The 17,294-nt window shown below is 72.9% G+C and carries 16 protein-coding genes; 7 read left to right on the top strand and 9 right to left on the bottom strand.

Annotated features, from left to right (window positions below):
• Positions 1-105: 105 nt before the first annotated feature.
• A complete protein-coding gene (locus AB0H37_RS26415; protein WP_360615904.1) occupies positions 106-270 on the bottom strand; it encodes a hypothetical protein in 165 nt (54 codons plus the stop codon).
• A 210-nt stretch (positions 271-480) separates the two neighbouring features.
• Between AB0H37_RS26415 and AB0H37_RS26410 the strand changes: the two genes are divergently transcribed.
• Both AB0H37_RS26410 and helR read left to right on the top strand, forming a co-directional pair.
• Positions 481-972, top strand: a complete 492-nt coding sequence (locus AB0H37_RS26410) for a cupin domain-containing protein (protein WP_360615902.1) — start codon at positions 481-483, stop codon at positions 970-972.
• Positions 973-1,254: 282 nt separating this feature from the next.
• A complete protein-coding gene (helR, locus tag AB0H37_RS26405; RefSeq protein WP_360615900.1) occupies positions 1,255-3,426 on the top strand; it encodes an RNA polymerase recycling motor ATPase HelR in 2,172 nt (723 codons plus the stop codon).
• A gap of 39 nt (positions 3,427-3,465) precedes the next feature.
• On the opposite strand, the gene AB0H37_RS26400 is transcribed toward helR, so the two are convergent.
• From AB0H37_RS26400 to AB0H37_RS26385, 4 genes are all read right to left on the bottom strand, one after another.
• The gene (locus AB0H37_RS26400) at positions 3,466-3,996 is read right to left on the bottom strand and encodes a MarR family winged helix-turn-helix transcriptional regulator (RefSeq protein ID WP_179835387.1); all 531 of its coding nucleotides are present in this window, start codon (positions 3,994-3,996) and stop codon (positions 3,466-3,468) included.
• Entirely contained in the window at positions 3,986-4,708 is a 723-nt protein-coding gene (locus tag AB0H37_RS26395) for an SDR family oxidoreductase (RefSeq protein ID WP_360615897.1), read from the bottom strand. The genes AB0H37_RS26400 and AB0H37_RS26395 overlap by 11 nt, the downstream gene beginning before the upstream one ends.
• A 112-nt stretch (positions 4,709-4,820) precedes the next feature.
• Positions 4,821-5,294, bottom strand: coding sequence for a DUF1801 domain-containing protein (locus tag AB0H37_RS26390; protein WP_329089883.1), 474 nt, complete (start codon positions 5,292-5,294; stop codon positions 4,821-4,823).
• 48 nt (positions 5,295-5,342) lie between these two features.
• Positions 5,343-5,798 carry a carboxymuconolactone decarboxylase family protein gene (locus AB0H37_RS26385; RefSeq protein WP_360615895.1) on the bottom strand — a complete coding sequence of 152 codons (456 nt, stop codon included), beginning with the start codon at positions 5,796-5,798 and terminating at the stop codon, positions 5,343-5,345.
• A 182-nt stretch (positions 5,799-5,980) separates the two neighbouring features.
• Between AB0H37_RS26385 and AB0H37_RS26380 the strand changes: the two genes are divergently transcribed.
• Together AB0H37_RS26380 and AB0H37_RS26375 are read left to right on the top strand one after the other, a co-directional pair.
• A complete protein-coding gene (locus AB0H37_RS26380; protein WP_329089886.1) occupies positions 5,981-8,470 on the top strand; it encodes a tetratricopeptide repeat protein in 2,490 nt (829 codons plus the stop codon).
• Positions 8,471-8,583: 113 nt separating this feature from the next.
• Positions 8,584-9,522, top strand: a complete 939-nt coding sequence (locus tag AB0H37_RS26375; RefSeq protein ID WP_329089888.1) for a DUF5996 family protein — start codon at positions 8,584-8,586, stop codon at positions 9,520-9,522.
• Between the two features lie 24 nt (positions 9,523-9,546).
• On the opposite strand, the gene AB0H37_RS26370 is transcribed toward AB0H37_RS26375, so the two are convergent.
• Positions 9,547-9,789 (bottom strand): hypothetical protein, encoded by a 243-nt coding sequence (locus AB0H37_RS26370; RefSeq protein WP_360615893.1) that lies wholly within the window; start codon positions 9,787-9,789, stop codon positions 9,547-9,549.
• Positions 9,790-9,942: 153 nt separating this feature from the next.
• Between AB0H37_RS26370 and AB0H37_RS26365 the strand changes: the two genes are divergently transcribed.
• Positions 9,943-10,695 carry a hypothetical protein gene (locus AB0H37_RS26365; protein WP_360615891.1) on the top strand — a complete coding sequence of 251 codons (753 nt, stop codon included), beginning with the start codon at positions 9,943-9,945 and terminating at the stop codon, positions 10,693-10,695.
• 182 nt (positions 10,696-10,877) lie between these two features.
• A complete protein-coding gene (locus AB0H37_RS26360; protein WP_360615991.1) occupies positions 10,878-12,542 on the top strand; it encodes a DUF4132 domain-containing protein in 1,665 nt (554 codons plus the stop codon).
• A gap of 100 nt (positions 12,543-12,642) precedes the next feature.
• On the opposite strand, the gene AB0H37_RS26355 is transcribed toward AB0H37_RS26360, so the two are convergent.
• Positions 12,643-13,884: an oxygenase MpaB family protein gene (locus AB0H37_RS26355; protein ID WP_360615889.1), complete on the bottom strand. Its 1,242-nt coding sequence runs from the start codon at positions 13,882-13,884 to the stop codon at positions 12,643-12,645.
• Between the two features lie 174 nt (positions 13,885-14,058).
• On the bottom strand, positions 14,059-15,291 hold the full coding sequence (locus AB0H37_RS26350) for an acetyl-CoA hydrolase/transferase C-terminal domain-containing protein (RefSeq protein WP_360615887.1): 1,233 nt from the start codon (positions 15,289-15,291) through the stop codon (positions 14,059-14,061).
• Between the two features lie 303 nt (positions 15,292-15,594).
• Between AB0H37_RS26350 and AB0H37_RS26345 the strand changes: the two genes are divergently transcribed.
• Positions 15,595-15,933 carry a VOC family protein gene (locus AB0H37_RS26345; protein WP_179835378.1) on the top strand — a complete coding sequence of 113 codons (339 nt, stop codon included), beginning with the start codon at positions 15,595-15,597 and terminating at the stop codon, positions 15,931-15,933.
• A 4-nt stretch (positions 15,934-15,937) separates the two neighbouring features.
• On the opposite strand, the gene AB0H37_RS26340 is transcribed toward AB0H37_RS26345, so the two are convergent.
• Positions 15,938-17,128: a putative PEP-binding protein gene (locus AB0H37_RS26340; protein ID WP_360615884.1), complete on the bottom strand. Its 1,191-nt coding sequence runs from the start codon at positions 17,126-17,128 to the stop codon at positions 15,938-15,940.
• Positions 17,129-17,294: the final 166 nt, after the last annotated feature.

The following is a 17,294-nucleotide window of genomic DNA, read 5'->3' as shown; positions in this document are numbered from 1 at the left end:
CCTCCTCGTCCCTCACCCGTACCGTCGTCCCCCGCGGACCTTCTCCGACGCCCCCGGTGAGATCAGGTCGCGAGGTCGAGGTGCGCTCCGGGCTCCGGGACCACCTCAGGACTCGGAGAAGTCGTCCCGCGACAGCCCCTTCTCGGCCATCTTGTCCTCGAGTTCGGCGCCGAGTTCGGTGCGCACGTCGGGTCGCGACTCGCGCTCTTCGTCGGGCTCCACCTGATCGGTGTCCTCGGTCTTCGGAGCGTTCTCCTCCGGCGTGGTCAACTCCGCCCCCTCGGTGTCGAATGAGTCGCCGGCTCCTCCGGCCACCGCATACGGCTACCCGGCCACACCCGGCTCTAACGACCACGCCCGGCACGTCCGTCAACCGGGGCGTGGCCCGGTCGGTGGTGTACGTCACAGGCCCGTGCTGTCGCGCATGCTTGTCAGGGCCGGACGCCACGATGGGGCGGGACAGTCGACGAGGAGGCCGGAATGTCGTACCCGAAAGAGCTCTTCCACGGTGACGAGGGCGAGGTCAGCGGCACATTGTGGAAGGGCGGCTCCGCACCCGACCTGCTGATCGGCACGCGCTCGAAGGTGCACTACCTGGCCACGGGCGAGTCCACGGGCGGGCAGTACGGGCTCTACCGGTGGGACATGGGCGCCGAGCCCGGTCGCGGCGCGGGCGCGCACTTCCACAAGACGATGTCGGAGTCGTTCTTCGTCCTGTCCGGCACCGTCGCCCTGTATGACGGGGACCGCTGGGTCGACGCCCCTCCCGGCGACTTCCTGTTCGTCCCGCCGGGCGGGATCCACGCGTTCGACAACCCGCACGGGGCGGCTTCGATGCTGGTCCTGTTCGCTCCGGGGGCTCCGCGTGAGGCCTACTTCGAGGAGCTGGCGGAGATCGTGGGCAGCGGGCGGCAGCTCAGCGAGCGAGAGTGGGCCGACCTCTACCACCGCCACGACCAGTACATGGTCTGAGCAGGCGGCCGGGGATCCGGGGGGAGGGGCGGCGGAGGGCGCGAGAAGGAGGACTCTCCCCGCCACTCTCAACGTATAGCGCACCCGGGGGCTTGCGGCAAGACCCGGGTCGTGCCGCAGAATCGTCGGCCGAGGCCAGAACCTGCGGGAACCTGGGGGCGCAGTGCAGGGGGCGTCGTCGCCGCGCGATTCGCGCGGGGACGGCGGTCCGCCTGCGAGCTCCCGGGCGGTCGCGGGGACTCGCCGGAACCACGACCAGCGATCACGAGCCGGAGCCGATACGTGAATCCTTTGACCGCCAGCGTGTTCGACCTCCCCGAGCGTCTGTCCCCCAAGGCCGACCCGGCGCTGATCGAGCGTGACGAGCGGCATTTCGCGGCCATCGCGGAGACCCTCGACCAGACGATCTCCGACCTGTCCGACCGCCTCGAAGCCGAGCGCAGGGCGCCCGGCGGGATCGGCCAGGGAGCGATGGACCGGGACATGGAGATCCACCGGCTGACCGCCCGCCTGCGCACGCTGCGCCGCTTCGGCCTGGACCTCTGCCTCGGGCACATGGCCGTCGCGGACGGCTCCGAGCCCGTCTACATCGGACGGCTCGGTCTCACCGACAGCACGGGCCGCCGGCTGCTGCTCGACTGGCGCTCGCCCGCGGCCGAACCGTTCTTCGGGGCGACCCACGCCGACCCGATGGGGCTGGCGAGCCGCCGCAGGTACCGCTGGACCCGCGGCCGGATCAGCGACTACTGGGACGAGGTGTTCACCGCGGACGGGTTCGCCGGACACGCCGCCCTGGACGACCAGTCCGCGTTCATCGCGAGCCTGGGGAGCGACCGGTCCGACCGGATGCGCGACGTGCTCGGCACCATCCAGGCCGACCAGGACGCGATCATCCGCGCGGGGTCCCGCGGCGCCCTCGTCGTCGACGGCGGCCCGGGGACGGGCAAGACCGTCGTCGCCCTGCACCGCTCCGCCTACCTCCTCTACTCCGACCCCCGCCTGGGCCACCACCGGGGCGGCGTGCTGTTCGTCGGGCCGCACCAGCCCTACCTGGCCTACGTGTCCGACGTCCTCCCCAGCCTCGGGGAGGAGGGCGTGCAGATCTGCACCCTGCGCGACCTCGTCGCCGAGGGGGCAGGGGCGGCGGTCGAGTCCGACCCGGAGGTGGCCCGGCTCAAGTCGTCCGCGGACCTGGTGAAGGCGATAGAGAAGGCCGTCGGGTTCTACGAGAACCCGCCCACCGAGGGGATGGAGGTCACCACCCACTGGTCCGACGTCTGGCTGAGCCCCGCCGACTGGGCCGAGGCGTTCCAGGCGCCGGAACCCGGCACGCCGCACAACGAGGCGCGCGACCAGATCTGGGAGGAGCTGGTCACGATCCTCGCTGACAAGCACGAGGGCGCGGACAAGGACGAGGGCGCGGTGTCGCCCGACCTGCTCCGCAGGTCGCTTCGCCAGGACCGGGAACTGCGCGCCGCCTTCAACCGGGCGTGGCCGCTCATCGAGGCGTCCGACCTCGTCGGGGACCTGTGGTCGGTGCCCGCCTACCTGCGGCTGTGCGCTCCCTGGCTCGGCAGGGACGAGATCCGCATGCTGCAGCGCGAGGACGCCCAGGCCTGGACGGTGTCGGACCTGCCGCTCCTGGACGCGGCGCGGCAGCGCCTCGGCGACCCGGAGGCGTCGCTGCGCAGGCGCCGCCACGTGGCCGCCGTCTCCGCCGAGCGCGAGCGCATGGAGAGGGTCGTGGACGACCTCATCGAGGTGGCCGACGACGAGTACGGGACGGGGCTGGTGACGATGCTGCGCGGCGAGGACTTCCATGACGCCCTCGTCGACGAGAGCGCGCTGACCAGCACCGACCCCGACCAGCTCGCCGGGCCGTTCGCGCACGTCGTCGTGGACGAGGCGCAGGAGCTGACCGACGCGCAGTGGCAGATGCTGCTGCTGCGCTGCCCGTCCCGGAGCTTCACGATCGTCGGGGACCGCGCACAGGCCAGGCACGGGTTCACCGAGTCCTGGCGGGAACGGCTCGAACGGGTCGGGCTCGACCGGATCGAGCTGGCGTCCCTCAGCGTCAACTACCGGACGCCGGAGGAGATCATGGCGGAGGCCGAGCCGGTCATCCGGGCCGCGCTCCCGGACGCCAACGTGCCGACCTCCATCCGCGGCAGCGGCGTCCCCGTCGGCCACGGACCGGTCGCGGACCTGGACCGGGTCCTCGACGCCTGGCTCGCCGCGCACGACGACGGGGTCGCCTGCGTCATCGGCCACCCCGCCTTCCCGGGGAGGCCCCGCGTCCGGTCGCTGACCCCGGAGCTGGCCAAGGGGCTGGAGTTCGACCTCGTCGTGCTCATCGACCCGGACGGGTTCGGCGAGGGCATCGAAGGCGCGGTCGACCGCTATGTCGCGATGACGCGGGCGACCCGGCAACTCGTCATCCTCACGAGCGGCTGACACCGCCTCACGAGCGGCTGACACCGCCGCGCCCGAGGGTCAGTCCCCGACCTGCCCCGCCGGGCTCGGGCCGCCGAGCCCGGCGAGCAGGTCGCGCAGCAGTCCGGCGAGCTGCTCGCGGCGGTCGGGGGCGAGGTGGCCGATGAGCCGGTCCTCGGCCGCGAGCAGGTCGGCGACGACGCGGTCGAGCAGGGCGTTGCCCTGCGCGGTGAGGGTGACCGCGCGCGCGTGGTAGCCGGATCCGGCGGTGGTCCGCTCGACCAGACCGGCACCGGCGGCCCGTTCCACCCGCTGGGTGATCGCCCCGCGCGTCACCATGCAGGCGTCGGCCAGCTCGCCCGGGCTCATCCGGTACGGCGGGCCGGAGCGGCGCAGCGTGGACAGCAGGTCCAGCGTGGCGACGTCCACCCCCAGACGCGCCAGGAGGCGGCGGCGCTCGTCGCCGAAGACCTTGGCGGCCCACCAGATCCTGGTGACGACCCCGATCGACTCCACCGGGACGCCCGGCAGCTCGCGCCGCCAGGCGTCCTGGATGGCGTCGGCGCCGTCGCGCGGCGGCTCAGCGGCCACGCTCGGCCCCGCCGTTGACCTGGATGATCTGTGCGGTGACGTGCCCGGCGCCGGGCGAGGCGAGCCAGTGCACGGTCTCGGCGACGTCCCCCGGCGTCCCGGCCCGCCCGGTGTGGGTCTGCGCGATCTGGGCCGCGCGCCGCTCGTCGCTCATCACGTCGCCGAAGAACTCGGTGTCCTCGATGAAGCCCGGGGCGACGACGTTGACGGTGACGCCGCGGGGCCCGAGGGCGGCGGCGAGATCGCAGGCGTAGGGGTGCAGGGCCGCCTTCATCGGGCCGTAGGACGTGCCGCCCGAGCCGCGCAGGGCCGCGATCGAGGAGATGAACACGACCGTCCCGGACGGGTTCAGCAGGTCGCGGAACGCCTCGGTCGGCAGGACCGACGTCAGGACGTTGATGCGGAAGTTGCTCGTCCACCGCTCCGCGACGCCGGCGGACCCGCCGTGGTTGTCGGCGTTGCCGCCCGCGTTGTTGACCAGCACGTCGACCGAGCCGAAGCGCTCGGCCAGTTCGGCGCGGACGCGCTCGACCTCGGCAGGGTCTCCCAGATCCGCCGGCAAAGCCGTGCCCCCGATCTCTCCGGCCGCCTTCTCCAGCACCTCCGTGCGGCGGCCGATGACGACCACCCGGTCACCGCCGGTCGCGAAGCGCGCCGCCACCGCCCTGCCGATGCCGGTGCCGCCGCCGGTGACCACGATCGTGCGCGCCATGTCGAACCTTCTTGAGTTTAGATCTAAAGTCAGCGTAGCAAGGAGGCCCGGGTGCCTTGTACCGGCACGCGGTGCGGCGAGCGGGGCGCCGCTCGCCGCGTCCGGCGCGTCCTCAGCTCGCGGCCCGCTTCACCAGGTCGGCGATCCGCGCCTCGCCCTCGGCGGTCAGCTCCGGCAGGGCGAAGGAGGTCGGCCACAGGGCGCCGTCGTCGAGGGCCGCGACGTCGCTGAACCCGAGGGTCGCGTACCTCGTCTTGAACTTCGCCTTGGCCTGGAAGAAGCAGAGCACCTTGCCGTCCTTGGAGTAGGCGGGCTGGCCGTACCAGAGCCTCGGCACGAGGTCCGGCGCGGCGGCCCGGACGATCTCGTGCACCCGCTCGGCGATGGCGCGGTCGGACTCCTCCATCTCGGCGATCTTGGAGAGGACGTCGCTCTCCCCGTCGGCCTTGGCCTTGCCCGGGCTGCGGCGCGCGGCCTTCTTCAGCTCCTGGGCGTGGTCCTTCATCGCGGCCCGTTCCTCGTCGGTGAAGCCGTCGAACTTCGCGCCGGCGGCGGTGCTCGCGGTGGCCTTCTTCGTGTCGCTCATGGCGGGATCCTCCTGGTCGGCGAGTGAGTCGTCTTCGGTCGGGGGCGCTCAGCCCCACGCGCCGGCGATCTGCCGGGTCGTGGCGTTGAGCCGGTTGAACATGTTGGTGACGCCGATCATCAGGACGATCGCGGCCAGCTGCTTCTCGTCGAAGTAGGTGGCGGCGGTGTCCCAGACGTCGTCGCCCACGGCGTCGGCGCGGTCGGCCAGCCGGGTCGCGGCCTCCGCCAGCGCCAGCGCCGCGCGCTCCTCCTCGGTGAAGTACGGGGCCTCCCTCCAGGCGGCGACGGTGGCCAGCCGCTCGTCGGTCACCCCGGCCTTGCGCGCCGTCTTGGCGCCGGCGTCCACGCAGGCGCTGCAGCCGTTGATCTGGCTGACCCGCAGGTGGACCAGCTCCAGGGTCTCCGCCGAGACGCCGCCGGAGTGCACGGCCTTGAAGATCTCCTGGATGGGCTGCATCGCGCCGGACAGGACCATGGCGGGGTTCTTCATACGGGACTGCATCTGCGTCTCTCCTCTGCGGTCGCGCCCCCTTCCCTCGGGGGCATGTCCCCATCACAGCCGCAGCGGCCTACGATGACGACGTCGGTGGGACACCGTGGGACAGTTGCAACGGCCTTGAGCAGCGGCGACGCACCCCGAAGGAGTCCGGCCGCGGTGGGACGGAAGGCGGGGGAGCGGTGGTCGTGCACCAGCATCGGGCGGAGAAGGCCGATCCGCAGGAGGAGCTCGCGGCCCGGCTGCGCATGCTGCAGGAAGTGTCCGGACGCGGCGTCCGGGCCCTCGCGCGGGACGCCGGGCTCAGCTCGTCGTCGCTGTCGCGCTACCTCGGCGGCCAGACGGTGCCGCCCTGGACGGCGGTGATCGCGCTCTGCCGACTCCTCAAGCGCGATCCCCGCCCGCTGCGACCCCTCTGGGAGCGGGCCTCCAGCCCGCTGCCCGCGCCGCCGAAGACCAGCCGCCAGGTCCAGCCCCCGGCGCCGCCCGCCGGCCTGCCGCGCCCGCCCCGCAACGATCTGCCGCGCGACGTCCCCGACTTCACCGGACGCGGGGCCGAGCTCGCGGCCGTGCTCGCCGCGGTGGAGGACGGCCGTGTGGTCGCCCTGGACGGCATGGCGGGCGTCGGCAAGACCTGCCTGGCGGTGCACGCCGCGCACCGGCTCGCCGCCGACTTCCCCGACGCCCAGCTCTACGTCGACCTGCACGGCTTCACCGCCGGGAGGGAGCCGCTCGACCCCGACCCCGCGCTGCGGACACTCCTCGCCGCCCTGGACGTGCCGTCGGAGAAGATCCCGCAGGAGGGCGGCATCGAGCCGCTGGCCGCCTGCTGGCGGTCGGAACTGGCGCACCGGCGGGCCGTCGTGGTCCTCGACAACGCCGTGGACGCCGACCAGGTCCGCCCGCTGCTGCCCGGCGCCGGCCCGTCCGTCGCGCTGATCACCAGCCGCAACCGGCTGCTGGGCCTGGAGGAGGTGCCCCCGGTGTCGCTGGACGTGCTGACTCCGCGGGAGGGCGCCGAGCTGCTGGCCCGCGCCAGCGGCGACCCGGGCGGATCCGACGGCCGCCTGGCCCGCGAGCCGGAGGCCGCCGCCGAGGTCCTGCGGCGGTGCGGCCACCTGCCGCTGGCGCTGCGCCTGGCGGCGGCGCGGCTGCGGCACCGCCCGGGCTGGACCGTGGGCATCCTCGTCGAGCGGATGGCCGAGGGCGCCACGGAGTTCGACACGGCGTTCGCGATGTCGGTGCGGCAGCTGGACCGGGAGCGGCGCCGCTTCTTCCGGCTGCTGGGGCTGGTGCCCGGCTCGACCTTCGACGAGCACGTGGCGGCGGCACTGGCGGACGTGCCGCTGCGCAGCGCCCGGACGATGCTGGAGGACCTCCTCGACGCGCACCTCGTCCAGCAGCCCGCGGCCGGCCGCTACCGGCTGCACGACCTGGTGCGCCAGCACGCGCGCCGGGCCGCCGACGAGCAGGACGCGCCCGCCGAGCGGGAGCGGGCCCTCGGCCGGGTCCTCGACTACTACGTGCACGCGGCGGCCGCCGCGGACGCCGTGGTGTCGTACCTGCCCCCCGGCGCCGAGGTCTCCGCGGGCCGGCGGCCCGCCGACCTGCCGGAGTTCACCGGCAAGCACGCGGCGCTCCTCTGGTTCGCCACCGAGTACACCAACCTGATGGCCGTCTTCGAGGCGGCGGTCGCCGCCGGAGCCGACGCGCACGTGTGCGAGCTGCCCCGCCACATGCGGGCCTTCTTCGCGCGGCGCTGCGGCACGACGCACCTCAACGTCCTCTTCGAGCACTCGCTGGTCGCCGCGCGGCGCCTGGACGATCCGCTGCAACTGGCCGAGGCGCACAGCGACCTCGGCTTCGCCCGCTACAACGCGGGGCGGATGGCGGAGGCGGACGCCGCGTACGAGGCGGCGGAACCGCTGGTGTCCCGGGCCGGGAACGTCAGGACCGAGGCCGAGCTGACCATGCGCCGGGGCTACCTGAAGTGGGACGAGGGCCTGGTCGAGGAGCCGCTCGACCTCTTCCGGCGGGCGGGCAGGCTGTTCGAGCACGCCGGCTGCCCGACGGGCACGGCCCACGCGACCGCGTACGAGGCGTGGGCGACGCTGCAACTCGGGCACCGCGAGGAGGCGGCGCGGCTCGCCCGCACCGTGCTGGAGATCCCGCACGCCGACCCCGCCTGGCCTCCCGCGCTGACGGCCCGGATCACGCTCGGCGTCGCCATCGCCGGCGACGAGCCCGGCGAGGCGATGGGGCACCTGGAGCAGGCGCTCGCGCTGGCCCGCGAGGACGGGCACAGGCACAACGAGGCCTGGTGCCTGAACTGCCTGGGCGTCGCCCTGCGGCAGGCGGGCCGGTACGAGGAGGCGCTGGCCGCGCACCGCCGGGCCTTCGCCCTGCTGGACGAGCTCTTCGAGGAGCACTGGAAGATCCACTTCCTCCACGGCCATGCCGAGACGTGCCGGCTGGCGGGCCTGCCGGAGGAGGCCCTGCGGCTGCACCGGCAGGCGCTGGAACTGGCCCCGAAGCTGGGGTACCGGTACGCCGAGGCGCTGGCCCGCGAGGGGATCGCCGCCGTCCTGGACGCGACGGACCCGGCCGCGGCCGCCGAGCACCGCGCGGCAGGGCAGGCCATCCGGCGGGACCTCGAGCCGGGCGCCCGACCGGACTGACGCTCCCGCGGCCACGACCCGGCCGAAGCCTCATGCGGAATGCCCTGTCCCGCACTGTTGCGGAGGCCGGATCCGGGGCATGACCCGGGTGTTCCGGCTGGAAGGGGGCACTGGTGGAACGACAGGCCTGGCCAAGGCTGCGCGTCGCCGACTGGACGCGGACGCGCGACACGCTGCACATGTGGACGCAGATCATCGGCAAGGTGCGGCTGGCTCACGCGCCGCTGGTGAACCACTGGTGGAATGTGACGCTGTACGTCAGCCCGCGCGGGCTGACCACGTCCGCGATCCCGTACGGCGGGGGCGCGTTCGACATCGAGTTCGACTTCGTCGACCACCGGCTGCGCTTGCGCACCTCGGACGGCAGCCTCCGGGAGTTCGAGCTCGCGCCCATGCCGGTGTCGCGGTTCTACGCCCGGACGATGGCCGCCCTGCACGAGCTGGGGATCGAGACGCACATCCAGGCGCGCCCGAACGAGGTCGACCCGGCGATCCCGTTCGAGGAGGACGACCAGCACGCCTCCTACGATCCCGATGCGGCGCACCTGTTCTGGCGCCAACTCCTCCAGGCCGCTCGTGTGCTGGGGGAGTTCCGGTCCCGCTACATCGGCAAGGTCAGCCCCGTGCACTTCTTCTGGGGCGCCATGGACCTCGCCTGCACGCGCTTCTCCGGGCGGGACGCGCCCGAGCACCCGGGCGGCGCCCCGAACTGCGGCGACTGGGTGATGGTCGAGGGGTACTCGCGGGAGCTCAGCAGCTGCGGGTTCTGGCCGGGCGGCGGCGAGGAGGGGTCCTTCTACGCCTATGCCTATCCCGAGCCCGCCGGGTTCGCCGACCGTCCCGTGGGCCCGTCCGGCGCCTTCTACAGCAGGGAGAACGGCCAGTTCCTGCTCCCGTACGAGGTGGTGCGGGAGGACCCCGACCCCGACCGGGCCCTTCTGGAGTTCCTGCAGGGCACCTACGAGGCGGCGGCCGATCTCGCGGGCTGGGACCGCGCCGCGCTGGAGGCCGACCCGGCGCGATGGGACCACAAGTCCCGCGAGAGGACCTGAGCCGAGGCGCCGCCGGGGCCGCGGCTAGCCGGTGTCCTGGGACGCCTCCTCGGGGCCCTGGAGGTCGGCGAGTTCGACGTGCTCGGCGACCGCCTCGATGTCGCGGCAGTACGCCACCAGGCGTCCCCGCCGGGTCACCACGAACCAGAGCTGGCCGGCGCGGGCGTCGCGGTGGCGGGCCTGGGCGAAGACCAGGTCGACGTCGTCGAGGGCGACCACGTCGACCCGTATCCCGTCCGGCCCCAGCAGATGCCGCGCATTGGCCATGGACGCAGTGTGCACCCGCCGCACGATCCGGTCCATAAGCCACAAAACGCCAATACCCCCACAGAGCGGGTGTTCTGCGAAGCGCCGCGGCGCCCGCGCCGCGTGCGCGATCGGTGATCAGGATGTCGGACGCCGCCGCTAGTTTGCGGGGCCATGGGCGAGACGGTGGAGATCCCGGTCGAGTGGCGTGAGCACATCCATCCGAGGCGCGGCGGCATTCCCGGTCCGCCGGTCGCCCTGGACGAGGTCGCCGCGGAGAGGGCCCGCGAATGGGACCTCGCGGCCCGCCCGATCGCCGAGGAGATGCTGGAGCACGAGCGCACCGATCCCGAGCTCGGCCAGGCCCTGCGGGCATGGCTGGACGGGGAGGCCGATCCGGCGGGCGCGGCGGGCGTGGCCGCCGCGGCGGTGAAGTACGTCGAGGGCGTCGACGCCACGGCGTTCCTGGACGCGTGGGTGCTGGATCACGGGCTCGCGTTCGCCGCCTGCGCGGTCACCGAGGCCTTCTCGATCGAGCCCGGCCCGGTGCCGCGACCTGCGACGCCCGGCTCCGGTGGCGCCGTCCTGCTCGTCGCCTACGGCGACGGCGCGCCCCGGGGATGGCGGGGCGAGATCCGGCGCGTCACCTTCCACGACCACTTCCCGGTCAGCCGGTGGGTCGCCAAGGACGCGGTGGTCAAGCGGCTCCGCACGCTGCTGGCCGCCGCGTCCGAGGACGAGTACGGCGACGCCGTGGCGCGTCGCGCCGTCGCGGCGACGTCTGGAGGCGGCGCGTGGCGTCCTACCTTGTCCCGACCGAGACGGCCTGGCTGGACGGTTCCCCCGGCAGCTCCTTCGGGTCCAGGGAACTCGACTACGAGTTCCTGCTCTGCTCCCTGTCCAGCGCGGCGCAGATCGGGGACGTGAGATGGATACCGGTCACTCCCGCCGTGATAGGGACGCTGCTCGACGGCCTGGGTGCGGACGCGCTCCCGCTGCTCGAGATCGCACTCCGGCAGGGTCTCAACGCCGATGAGACGCGCCCGATCGTGTTGCAAGCGCTCTTGGGGATCGCGGACGAGGCGGTCTTCCCGCTCCTGCTCGGCCACATGGGCGAGAAGGGGGTGCCCGCCGCCTTGCAGGAGGCGGCCGAACGGCACCCGGAACAGGCGCTCCGGGCGCTGGCCCCGTTGATCGGCGACGACACGACCAGGGGGCTGCAAGCGGCGGGAACGGTGCGCGGGCTGCTGTACGCCAGGCCCGGTCTGGCCGAGGCGGTGCCGCCGGGGAGCGTCGAGGCGCTGTTGCCGCGTCCGGCCGTTCCCGACTGTGCCGACCTGCCCGACGTGCTCAGCGGCAAGCCCACCCGGAGCGCGAAGGCGGACTGGGCCGACCCCGCCCTGCTTCCCCGGATCCTCACGCGCGGCCGCGATGGGTCGCTGCCCGCGAGCGCGACCCGGCGACTGCTGAACCTGCTCGCCAGGAAGGCACCCGAGGCGGCCCAGGTCCGCGCGTTCTGCGACCGGCACTCGCTGGCCGAGTTCTCCTGGGCGGTGTTCGAGCGCTGGCAGGCGCTCGGCGCCCCGACGCGGCACAACTGGGCGCTGGCGCAGCTCGGCCTGATCGGCGACGACACGACGGTGCGGCGGCTCAGCCCGCTGATCAAGCTCTGGCCGGGCCAGGGTCTCACCGGCCGGGCCGCGACCGCGCTGGACGTCCTGGCCGCGATCGGCTCCGACGTGGCCCTCACCCATCTGTTCGAGCTGACCCGCCGCGGCAGGTACAAGGGGCTGAAGGCGAGGGCCGTCCTCAAGATCGACGAGATCGCCGCGGCGCGCGGCATGACGCGCGACGGCCTCGCCGACCGGGCCGTCCCCGACTTCGGGCTGGACGAGCGGGGCACGCTCGTCCTGGACTACGGTCCACGGCGGTTCACCGTGACCTTCGACGAGCAACTCGTCCCGCTGGTCGTGGAGCCGAACGGCAAGGTGCGCAAGAGCGCGCCGAAACCCGGCCCGAAGGACGATCCGGCCCTCGCCCCGGCCGCGCACGCCCTGTTCACCGGCCTCAGGAAGGACCTGCGGACGATCGCCGACCAGGAGATCAGGCGCCTGGAGCTGGCCATGACGACCCGGCGGAGCTGGACGCCGGAGGGCTTCCGGACCCTGTTCGTCGCCCACCCGCTGCTCGGGCACATCGTCCGCCGGCTGGTGTGGACGACCGCTTCCGGAACGGCCTTCCGCGTCGACGAGGGCCGCGACTACGCCACCGTCGGCGACGACCCGTTCGCGCCCGCGCCGGACGACCGCATCGGCATCGCCCATCCGGTCCTGCTGGGCGACGACCTGCGCGCCTGGGCCGAACTGTTCGCCGATTACGAGATCCTTCAGCCGTTCGAGCAGCTCGGACGGCCCGTCCACCGGCTCACGGAAGACGAGCGCGGCGCGCACCGGCTCGCCCGGGTGGAGGGGCTCGTCCTGCCCTACGGCAAGGCCAAGGGCCACTCGCAGGGGCGTTGGGAGTCCGTGGATGCGGACGGCGGGTTCGCGGGCGGGTGGCTCGCCCGGCGCGACCCGGCCGGCCTGTACGTGGTGGCCGGCCTGAGCCCCGGCCTGGGCCACTACATGTACGGGGAGGGCGAGGACCAGAAGATCAACGCTGTGTGGGCGGGCCCGGCCCCGGCCCGGGCGCCGAAGGACACGGTGCCGCTCGGCCAGGTCGACCCGGTCACCATGAGCGAGGCCGTGCACGACCTCGTCCGCAGCGCGTTCTAGCCGAACGGGACCGAGAAGCCGGGCTCGGTCCCCGGTCGGTTCCGAGCCCGGCGTCCGCGTGGTGCGTCCGGTCCGCGAGCGCGGTCCGGGGCGTCCCGGATCAGTAGTGCGGGTTGTTGGTCTGCGGGATCTCGATGCTGATCGGCGTCTTGAATCCGGACAGGTAGAGCAGGGCGCCCTGGCGGAGGATCTCGTCGAAGGCCCAGTAGAGCTGCCGCAGCTCCTTCGGCGCCTTGGTGAGGTCGAGGAGGCCTTCGCGGACGGCGACGAAGGGCGGCCAGAGGGTCTGGATGAGCGGGTCCCACAGCGGGTCCCGGGGGATCTTCAGCCACCCGGCGATCTCGTTGCCGAGCATGAAGCGGGTGAGCGAGCCGAGGATGGGCTTGGTGAGGATGCCGCCGTCGATCGTGGAGCCGAGGTTGAGCAGGATGTCGGCCAGCTTGACGCCCTCGGGCGTCGGTGCGAGCACCGGGGTCAGCACCTGCCCGGCCTGGGAGTTCGCCTCGTCCCACGACTTCGGGATGTACTCGTCCTGGATGCCGAGCATGTGCCCGGCGAGCTGCCAGGACAGCAGGAACGCCTCGGACTCGGCGTCCGGGATCGGAACCTTCCACCTGACCAGGTTCTGCATGACGGTGGTGGGCAGGCTGTGCCAGGTGACCATCATGTCCGCCTGGCTGATCGGGATCTTCTCGTCGGCCGCCTTGGTCCAGTACGGCGACTTCGGCAGCAGGTGGCGCACGGCGGCGTGCACCAGCCGCGTCTTGACGCAGGTCACGATCATCTCGCCGTCGGGCTCGAACGCCTTCTCGGAGCCGATGTCGTAGCCGAGCTTGGCGGTCTTGGTGATGCGGTCCCTCATGTCCGCGCCGCCCTTGGAGTAGTAGACCGCGCGCGCCTCCTTCGGGATGGCCGTGCTCATCATCCCGCTGGCGAAGCCGTAGGTGACGCCGAGGTAGAGGCCCCGCTTCTCGTTGAACTCGAACGCGGTGGCCAGCTTGCTCTGGTCGGCCCACGCCGGCAGTCGCCGGGCGCGTTCCATGAAGTCGCGCAGATCCGCCGGCAGCCCGTCCGGCAGCGGCTGGCCGTTCTTGGTCCAGGTGCGCAGCAGCGCGTTGACCTTGGGGACCTCACCCCGGTCGAGCAGCGAGGCGACCAGCGCGTCGACCTCCGGGTCCCACACCCACCGCGGGTCGGCGCCCCTGCCCGCGCCCGCCACCGAGCCCTTGGGCGACCACGTCCACAGTGAGGACGCCTGCGCGGGGGAGGCGACGCTGAGGGCGCCGAGCGTTCCGAGCGCCCCACCGGAGATCAACACGTCGCGTCTGCTGGGTCTGTCCATGCCTTCGCTCCTCCTGGGGGCCGGAGGCGCCCTGCCGATCGCGATGCCGGACACCCCCGGGTTTCCTGAGCTGACCGGAACACTAGACCCTTATTGGCGATGTGCCAATAGGTGTTCACGCGTTCGTGACGTCCCGGCGACGGGACGCGGAGGAACCGCGGGGCGGTCGGGCGGTCAGCGCAGCGGGAAGCCGAGCTCCCGGCCCTGCTCGCGCAGCTCGTCGCGGGCGGAGGGGTGGGCGACGTTGTCGATGATCTGCTGCGCCTGGGAGGCGGCGTCGTTCCCCCAGACGGTGGCGGCGCCCCGCTCGCTGACGATGTAGCTGTGCTGGAACGAGGTGACCGGACCGGCGAGGCGCGGGATGACGGTCGAGACGTCCGCGCGCGGATGCCAGGACGGCAGGGCGATGACGGCGTGCCCGCCGGGGGAGTGCAGCGCGCCGACGACGAAGTCGGTCTGCCCGCCGAAGCCGGAGTAGATCACCCCGCGGACGCGGCTGGCGTTGGCCTGGGCGAACAGGTCGACCTGGAGCGCGGAGTTCACCGAGACCATCCGGGGCCGGCGGGCGATGAGGCTCGGGTCGTTGGTCTTCTCGGTGCGCAGCATCCGGATCCGGTCGTTGCGGTCGGCCCAGGCGTACAGCTCCGGGCTTCCGAAGGCGAAGGACGCGGTGATCGGGGAGCCGGCGTCGAGCGCGCCCGCCTTCTCCAGCGCCAGCACCCCGTCGCTGAACATCTCCGACCAGACGCGCAGCCCCCGCCGGTCGAGGAGCGAGGAGAGCACGGCGTCCGGTATGGCGCCGATGCCGAGCTGCAGGGTGGCGTCCTGCGGGACGAGCCGGGCCACCCGCTCGCCGATCTCGTGGGCGATCTCGCCGGGCGGCCGGGGGACCGGGGTGGCGAGCGGCTCGTCGTCCTCGATCGCCAGGTCGATCTCGTCGGTCGCCAGGACGGCGTCGCCGAACGTGTAGGGCATGCGGGGGTTGATCTGCGCGACGACCAGGCCGCCGCGCGCGCGGACCGCCTCGATGGCCGCGGGCAGGATGTTGACCTCGATGCCGAGCGAGACCGTCCCGCCGGCCGGCGGGGAGGTCTGCACGATCACCACGTCCGGCGGCAGCGATTCCTTCAGCAGGTTCGGCACCAGCGACAGCCGCGACGGGAAGTAGCGCAGGTTCGCGCGGCCGCGCATCCCGGCGCCGACGAAGGGCGTCTCCAGATCGACCCCTTCGCGGTCCGGCACCTCCATCTGGGCGTTGAGCATGAACAGGCGGTACTCGCCGACCGCGCCGTCCAGGATCCGCAGGGCACGCCGGGGGGCGGCGAAGTTGCCGCCGGCCACGATCCGGGGCCGTCCCGGCAGTCCGCCCAGCACCCGCGCCAGATCCTCCTGGGAGACAACGCGCATCAAGATCCCTTTCCGAGAGACTTCGCGACCAGTCGCGGAGATCCGGCCCAGGCCAGTGTGCCCGACCGGCCGGATGGCGCCGACGCCGAGGGCGGCGGCAAAGGGTTGGAGAGGGCGACGCGCGCGGTGGTGGCTTTCCCGGGCCACTGGAGGAGGTGAGACCCATGAACGCTGTAGCGACTTCTTCGCCGCCGGCCGGGCGCCGATCCCGCCGGCGGGACGCGCCGGAAGGCGGGCGGCGATGAGTTGGCGGCACCGCCGTGGTCATTACCTGCGACATGTCCACGACGCAGGAGGAAACGCATGTCACTCGATCTCTTCGCCGGCATCCCCGTCACCGACTACGGGGAGGCGCTGCCGTGGTACGAGCGCTTCTTCGGCGGGAAGCCGTCGTTCCTGCCCAACGACATCGAGGCCGTGTGGGAAGTGGCCGAGCACCGGTACGTCTACATCGTGCAGGACCCGGAGCGGGCGGGGAACGCCCTGGTGCTCGCGTTCGTCGACGATCTCGGTGACCGGGTCGCGGGGATCGCCCGGCGGGGCATCGCGCCGGCGCGGCGCGAGGAGTACGGGAACGGCGTGACCAAGGTGGTCTTCCGCGACCCGGGGGGCAACGAGATCGGCTTCGGCGGCGCCGGGTGACGCGCTAGGCCGCCGTCCTCGCGGCGAGGTGACGCAGCTCGGCGGCGCACATCATGAGCCTGCGCACCGGAAGGTGCCGCGCGTAGTGGTCCAGGTCGGCGCCCAGCGCGAACACGTGGACCGGGACCCCGGCGGCGCGGCCGGACTCCACGGCCTGGCGCAGCGCTGCCAGGACCGCCGGATGCCGCGTCTGGTAGACGGACGAGACCAGGTGGTTGCCGCGGTCGGCGGCGAGGTAGAACTGGATCAGGTCCTTGGTGCCGACGAACAGCTCGCAGGCCCCGGAGGCGCAGAAGCCGGCCGCCGAGTGCACGGCGGCCGGCGTCTCGACGAAGACGGCGAGCGGCGTCTCGTCCCCGAGGCCGAGGAACCGCCGCAGCCGCACGTACTCGTCATGGTCGTTGATGAACGGAACGGCGAAACGCACCCGGTCCGCGTCCGCGCCCAGCCGGTCCCGCAGGTGGCGGCGCAGCGCCCGGAAGGCGTGGGGGTAGCGGCGCTCCCGCAGCAGCCACCGGGCGCCGTGCCGGCCGAGTTCGGGGTTCGGCTCGTCGTCCACGTGGTCACCCGACGTGATCTTGGCGGCGTCGTCGGAGCGCAGGTCGAGGAGCCTCATGATCAGGCGCTGGCCGGGAAGGAGTTCGCGCACCATCGGGCAGAGCTCCGACGCCACCGCGGCGCCGTAGCGCTCGGCCTCGCGGACTCCCGCACGAAGTGAGTCGATCGGGCTCAGGGCGGCGGAGAAGCAGAGGAACTCCTCGCGGATGAAGAACGAGTCGGCGTGCTCGACGCGCGGTGCGAGGGCGTTCGTCGCCCGGATGTCCGCGGTGTCGGTGACGACCACGCAGATCGACTCGACGTCGCCGAAGGCGGCGTCCGGGCACCGCGGGGCGGGCGCCGCCGGTGCGGCCTCGCCGAGGACGACCGACGCGCGGTCGAGCAGGACGGTGGCCTCGCCGGCGAGCGCGTCCAGTTCGGAGGGGGCGACGCGCAGCACGGGGATTCCACGCGAGCGGCAAAGGGATTGCATGTGGCCGGTCCGGCCGCCTTTCGCGCAGATCACGGCGGAACAGGCGACGATGGCGTCATAAAGGTCGGGGCCGAGTGCATCGACGACCAGAATGGTGCCGTCGACCGGTTTTCTGCTGCGATTGCAGGATCCTTGAACGGAGCGCTGGTGTGAATCGACGAGCACGACCCCTGAAACTTCGCGAGGGCTCACGGACGTCCTCTCTCTCGCCGGTCCCGGTTGGCGATGCGTGCCGACCGCGCTCGAAGGCGATCCGCGGTCAGGCCCGTCCCGGGCAGAGCATGGTTAGAGAGTGACAGTCGTGGACGAGGAAACGCACCTCCCGAATGCC

It is taken from the genome of Actinomadura sp. NPDC023710 (assembly GCF_040639875.1).
GTDB classification, from domain to species: domain Bacteria; phylum Actinomycetota; class Actinomycetes; order Streptosporangiales; family Streptosporangiaceae; genus Spirillospora; species Spirillospora citrea.
The sequence above is the reverse complement of the archived record's forward strand: the minus strand, read 5'-3'. Positions and strand labels throughout refer to the sequence as shown.

Excerpts from the sequence above, each read along its gene's own strand:
- AB0H37_RS26370 (WP_360615893.1), bottom strand. The coding sequence starts at position 9,789 with ATGGCCAATGCGCGGCATCTGCTGGGGCCGGACGGGATACGGGTCGAC.
- AB0H37_RS26390 (WP_329089883.1), bottom strand. The coding sequence starts at position 5,294 with ATGAGCGACACGAAGAAGGCCACCGCGAGCACCGCCGCCGGCGCGAAG.
- AB0H37_RS26345 (WP_179835378.1), top strand. The coding sequence starts at position 15,595 with ATGTCACTCGATCTCTTCGCCGGCATCCCCGTCACCGACTACGGGGAG.
- AB0H37_RS26410 (WP_360615902.1), top strand. The coding sequence starts at position 481 with ATGTCGTACCCGAAAGAGCTCTTCCACGGTGACGAGGGCGAGGTCAGC.
- AB0H37_RS26365 (WP_360615891.1), top strand. The coding sequence starts at position 9,943 with ATGGGCGAGACGGTGGAGATCCCGGTCGAGTGGCGTGAGCACATCCAT.
- AB0H37_RS26395 (WP_360615897.1), bottom strand. The coding sequence starts at position 4,708 with ATGGCGCGCACGATCGTGGTCACCGGCGGCGGCACCGGCATCGGCAGG.
- AB0H37_RS26360 (WP_360615991.1), top strand. The coding sequence starts at position 10,878 with ATGGGCGAGAAGGGGGTGCCCGCCGCCTTGCAGGAGGCGGCCGAACGG.
- AB0H37_RS26350 (WP_360615887.1), bottom strand. The coding sequence starts at position 15,291 with ATGCGCGTTGTCTCCCAGGAGGATCTGGCGCGGGTGCTGGGCGGACTG.
- AB0H37_RS26355 (WP_360615889.1), bottom strand. The coding sequence starts at position 13,884 with ATGGACAGACCCAGCAGACGCGACGTGTTGATCTCCGGTGGGGCGCTC.
- AB0H37_RS26385 (WP_360615895.1), bottom strand. The coding sequence starts at position 5,798 with ATGCAGTCCCGTATGAAGAACCCCGCCATGGTCCTGTCCGGCGCGATG.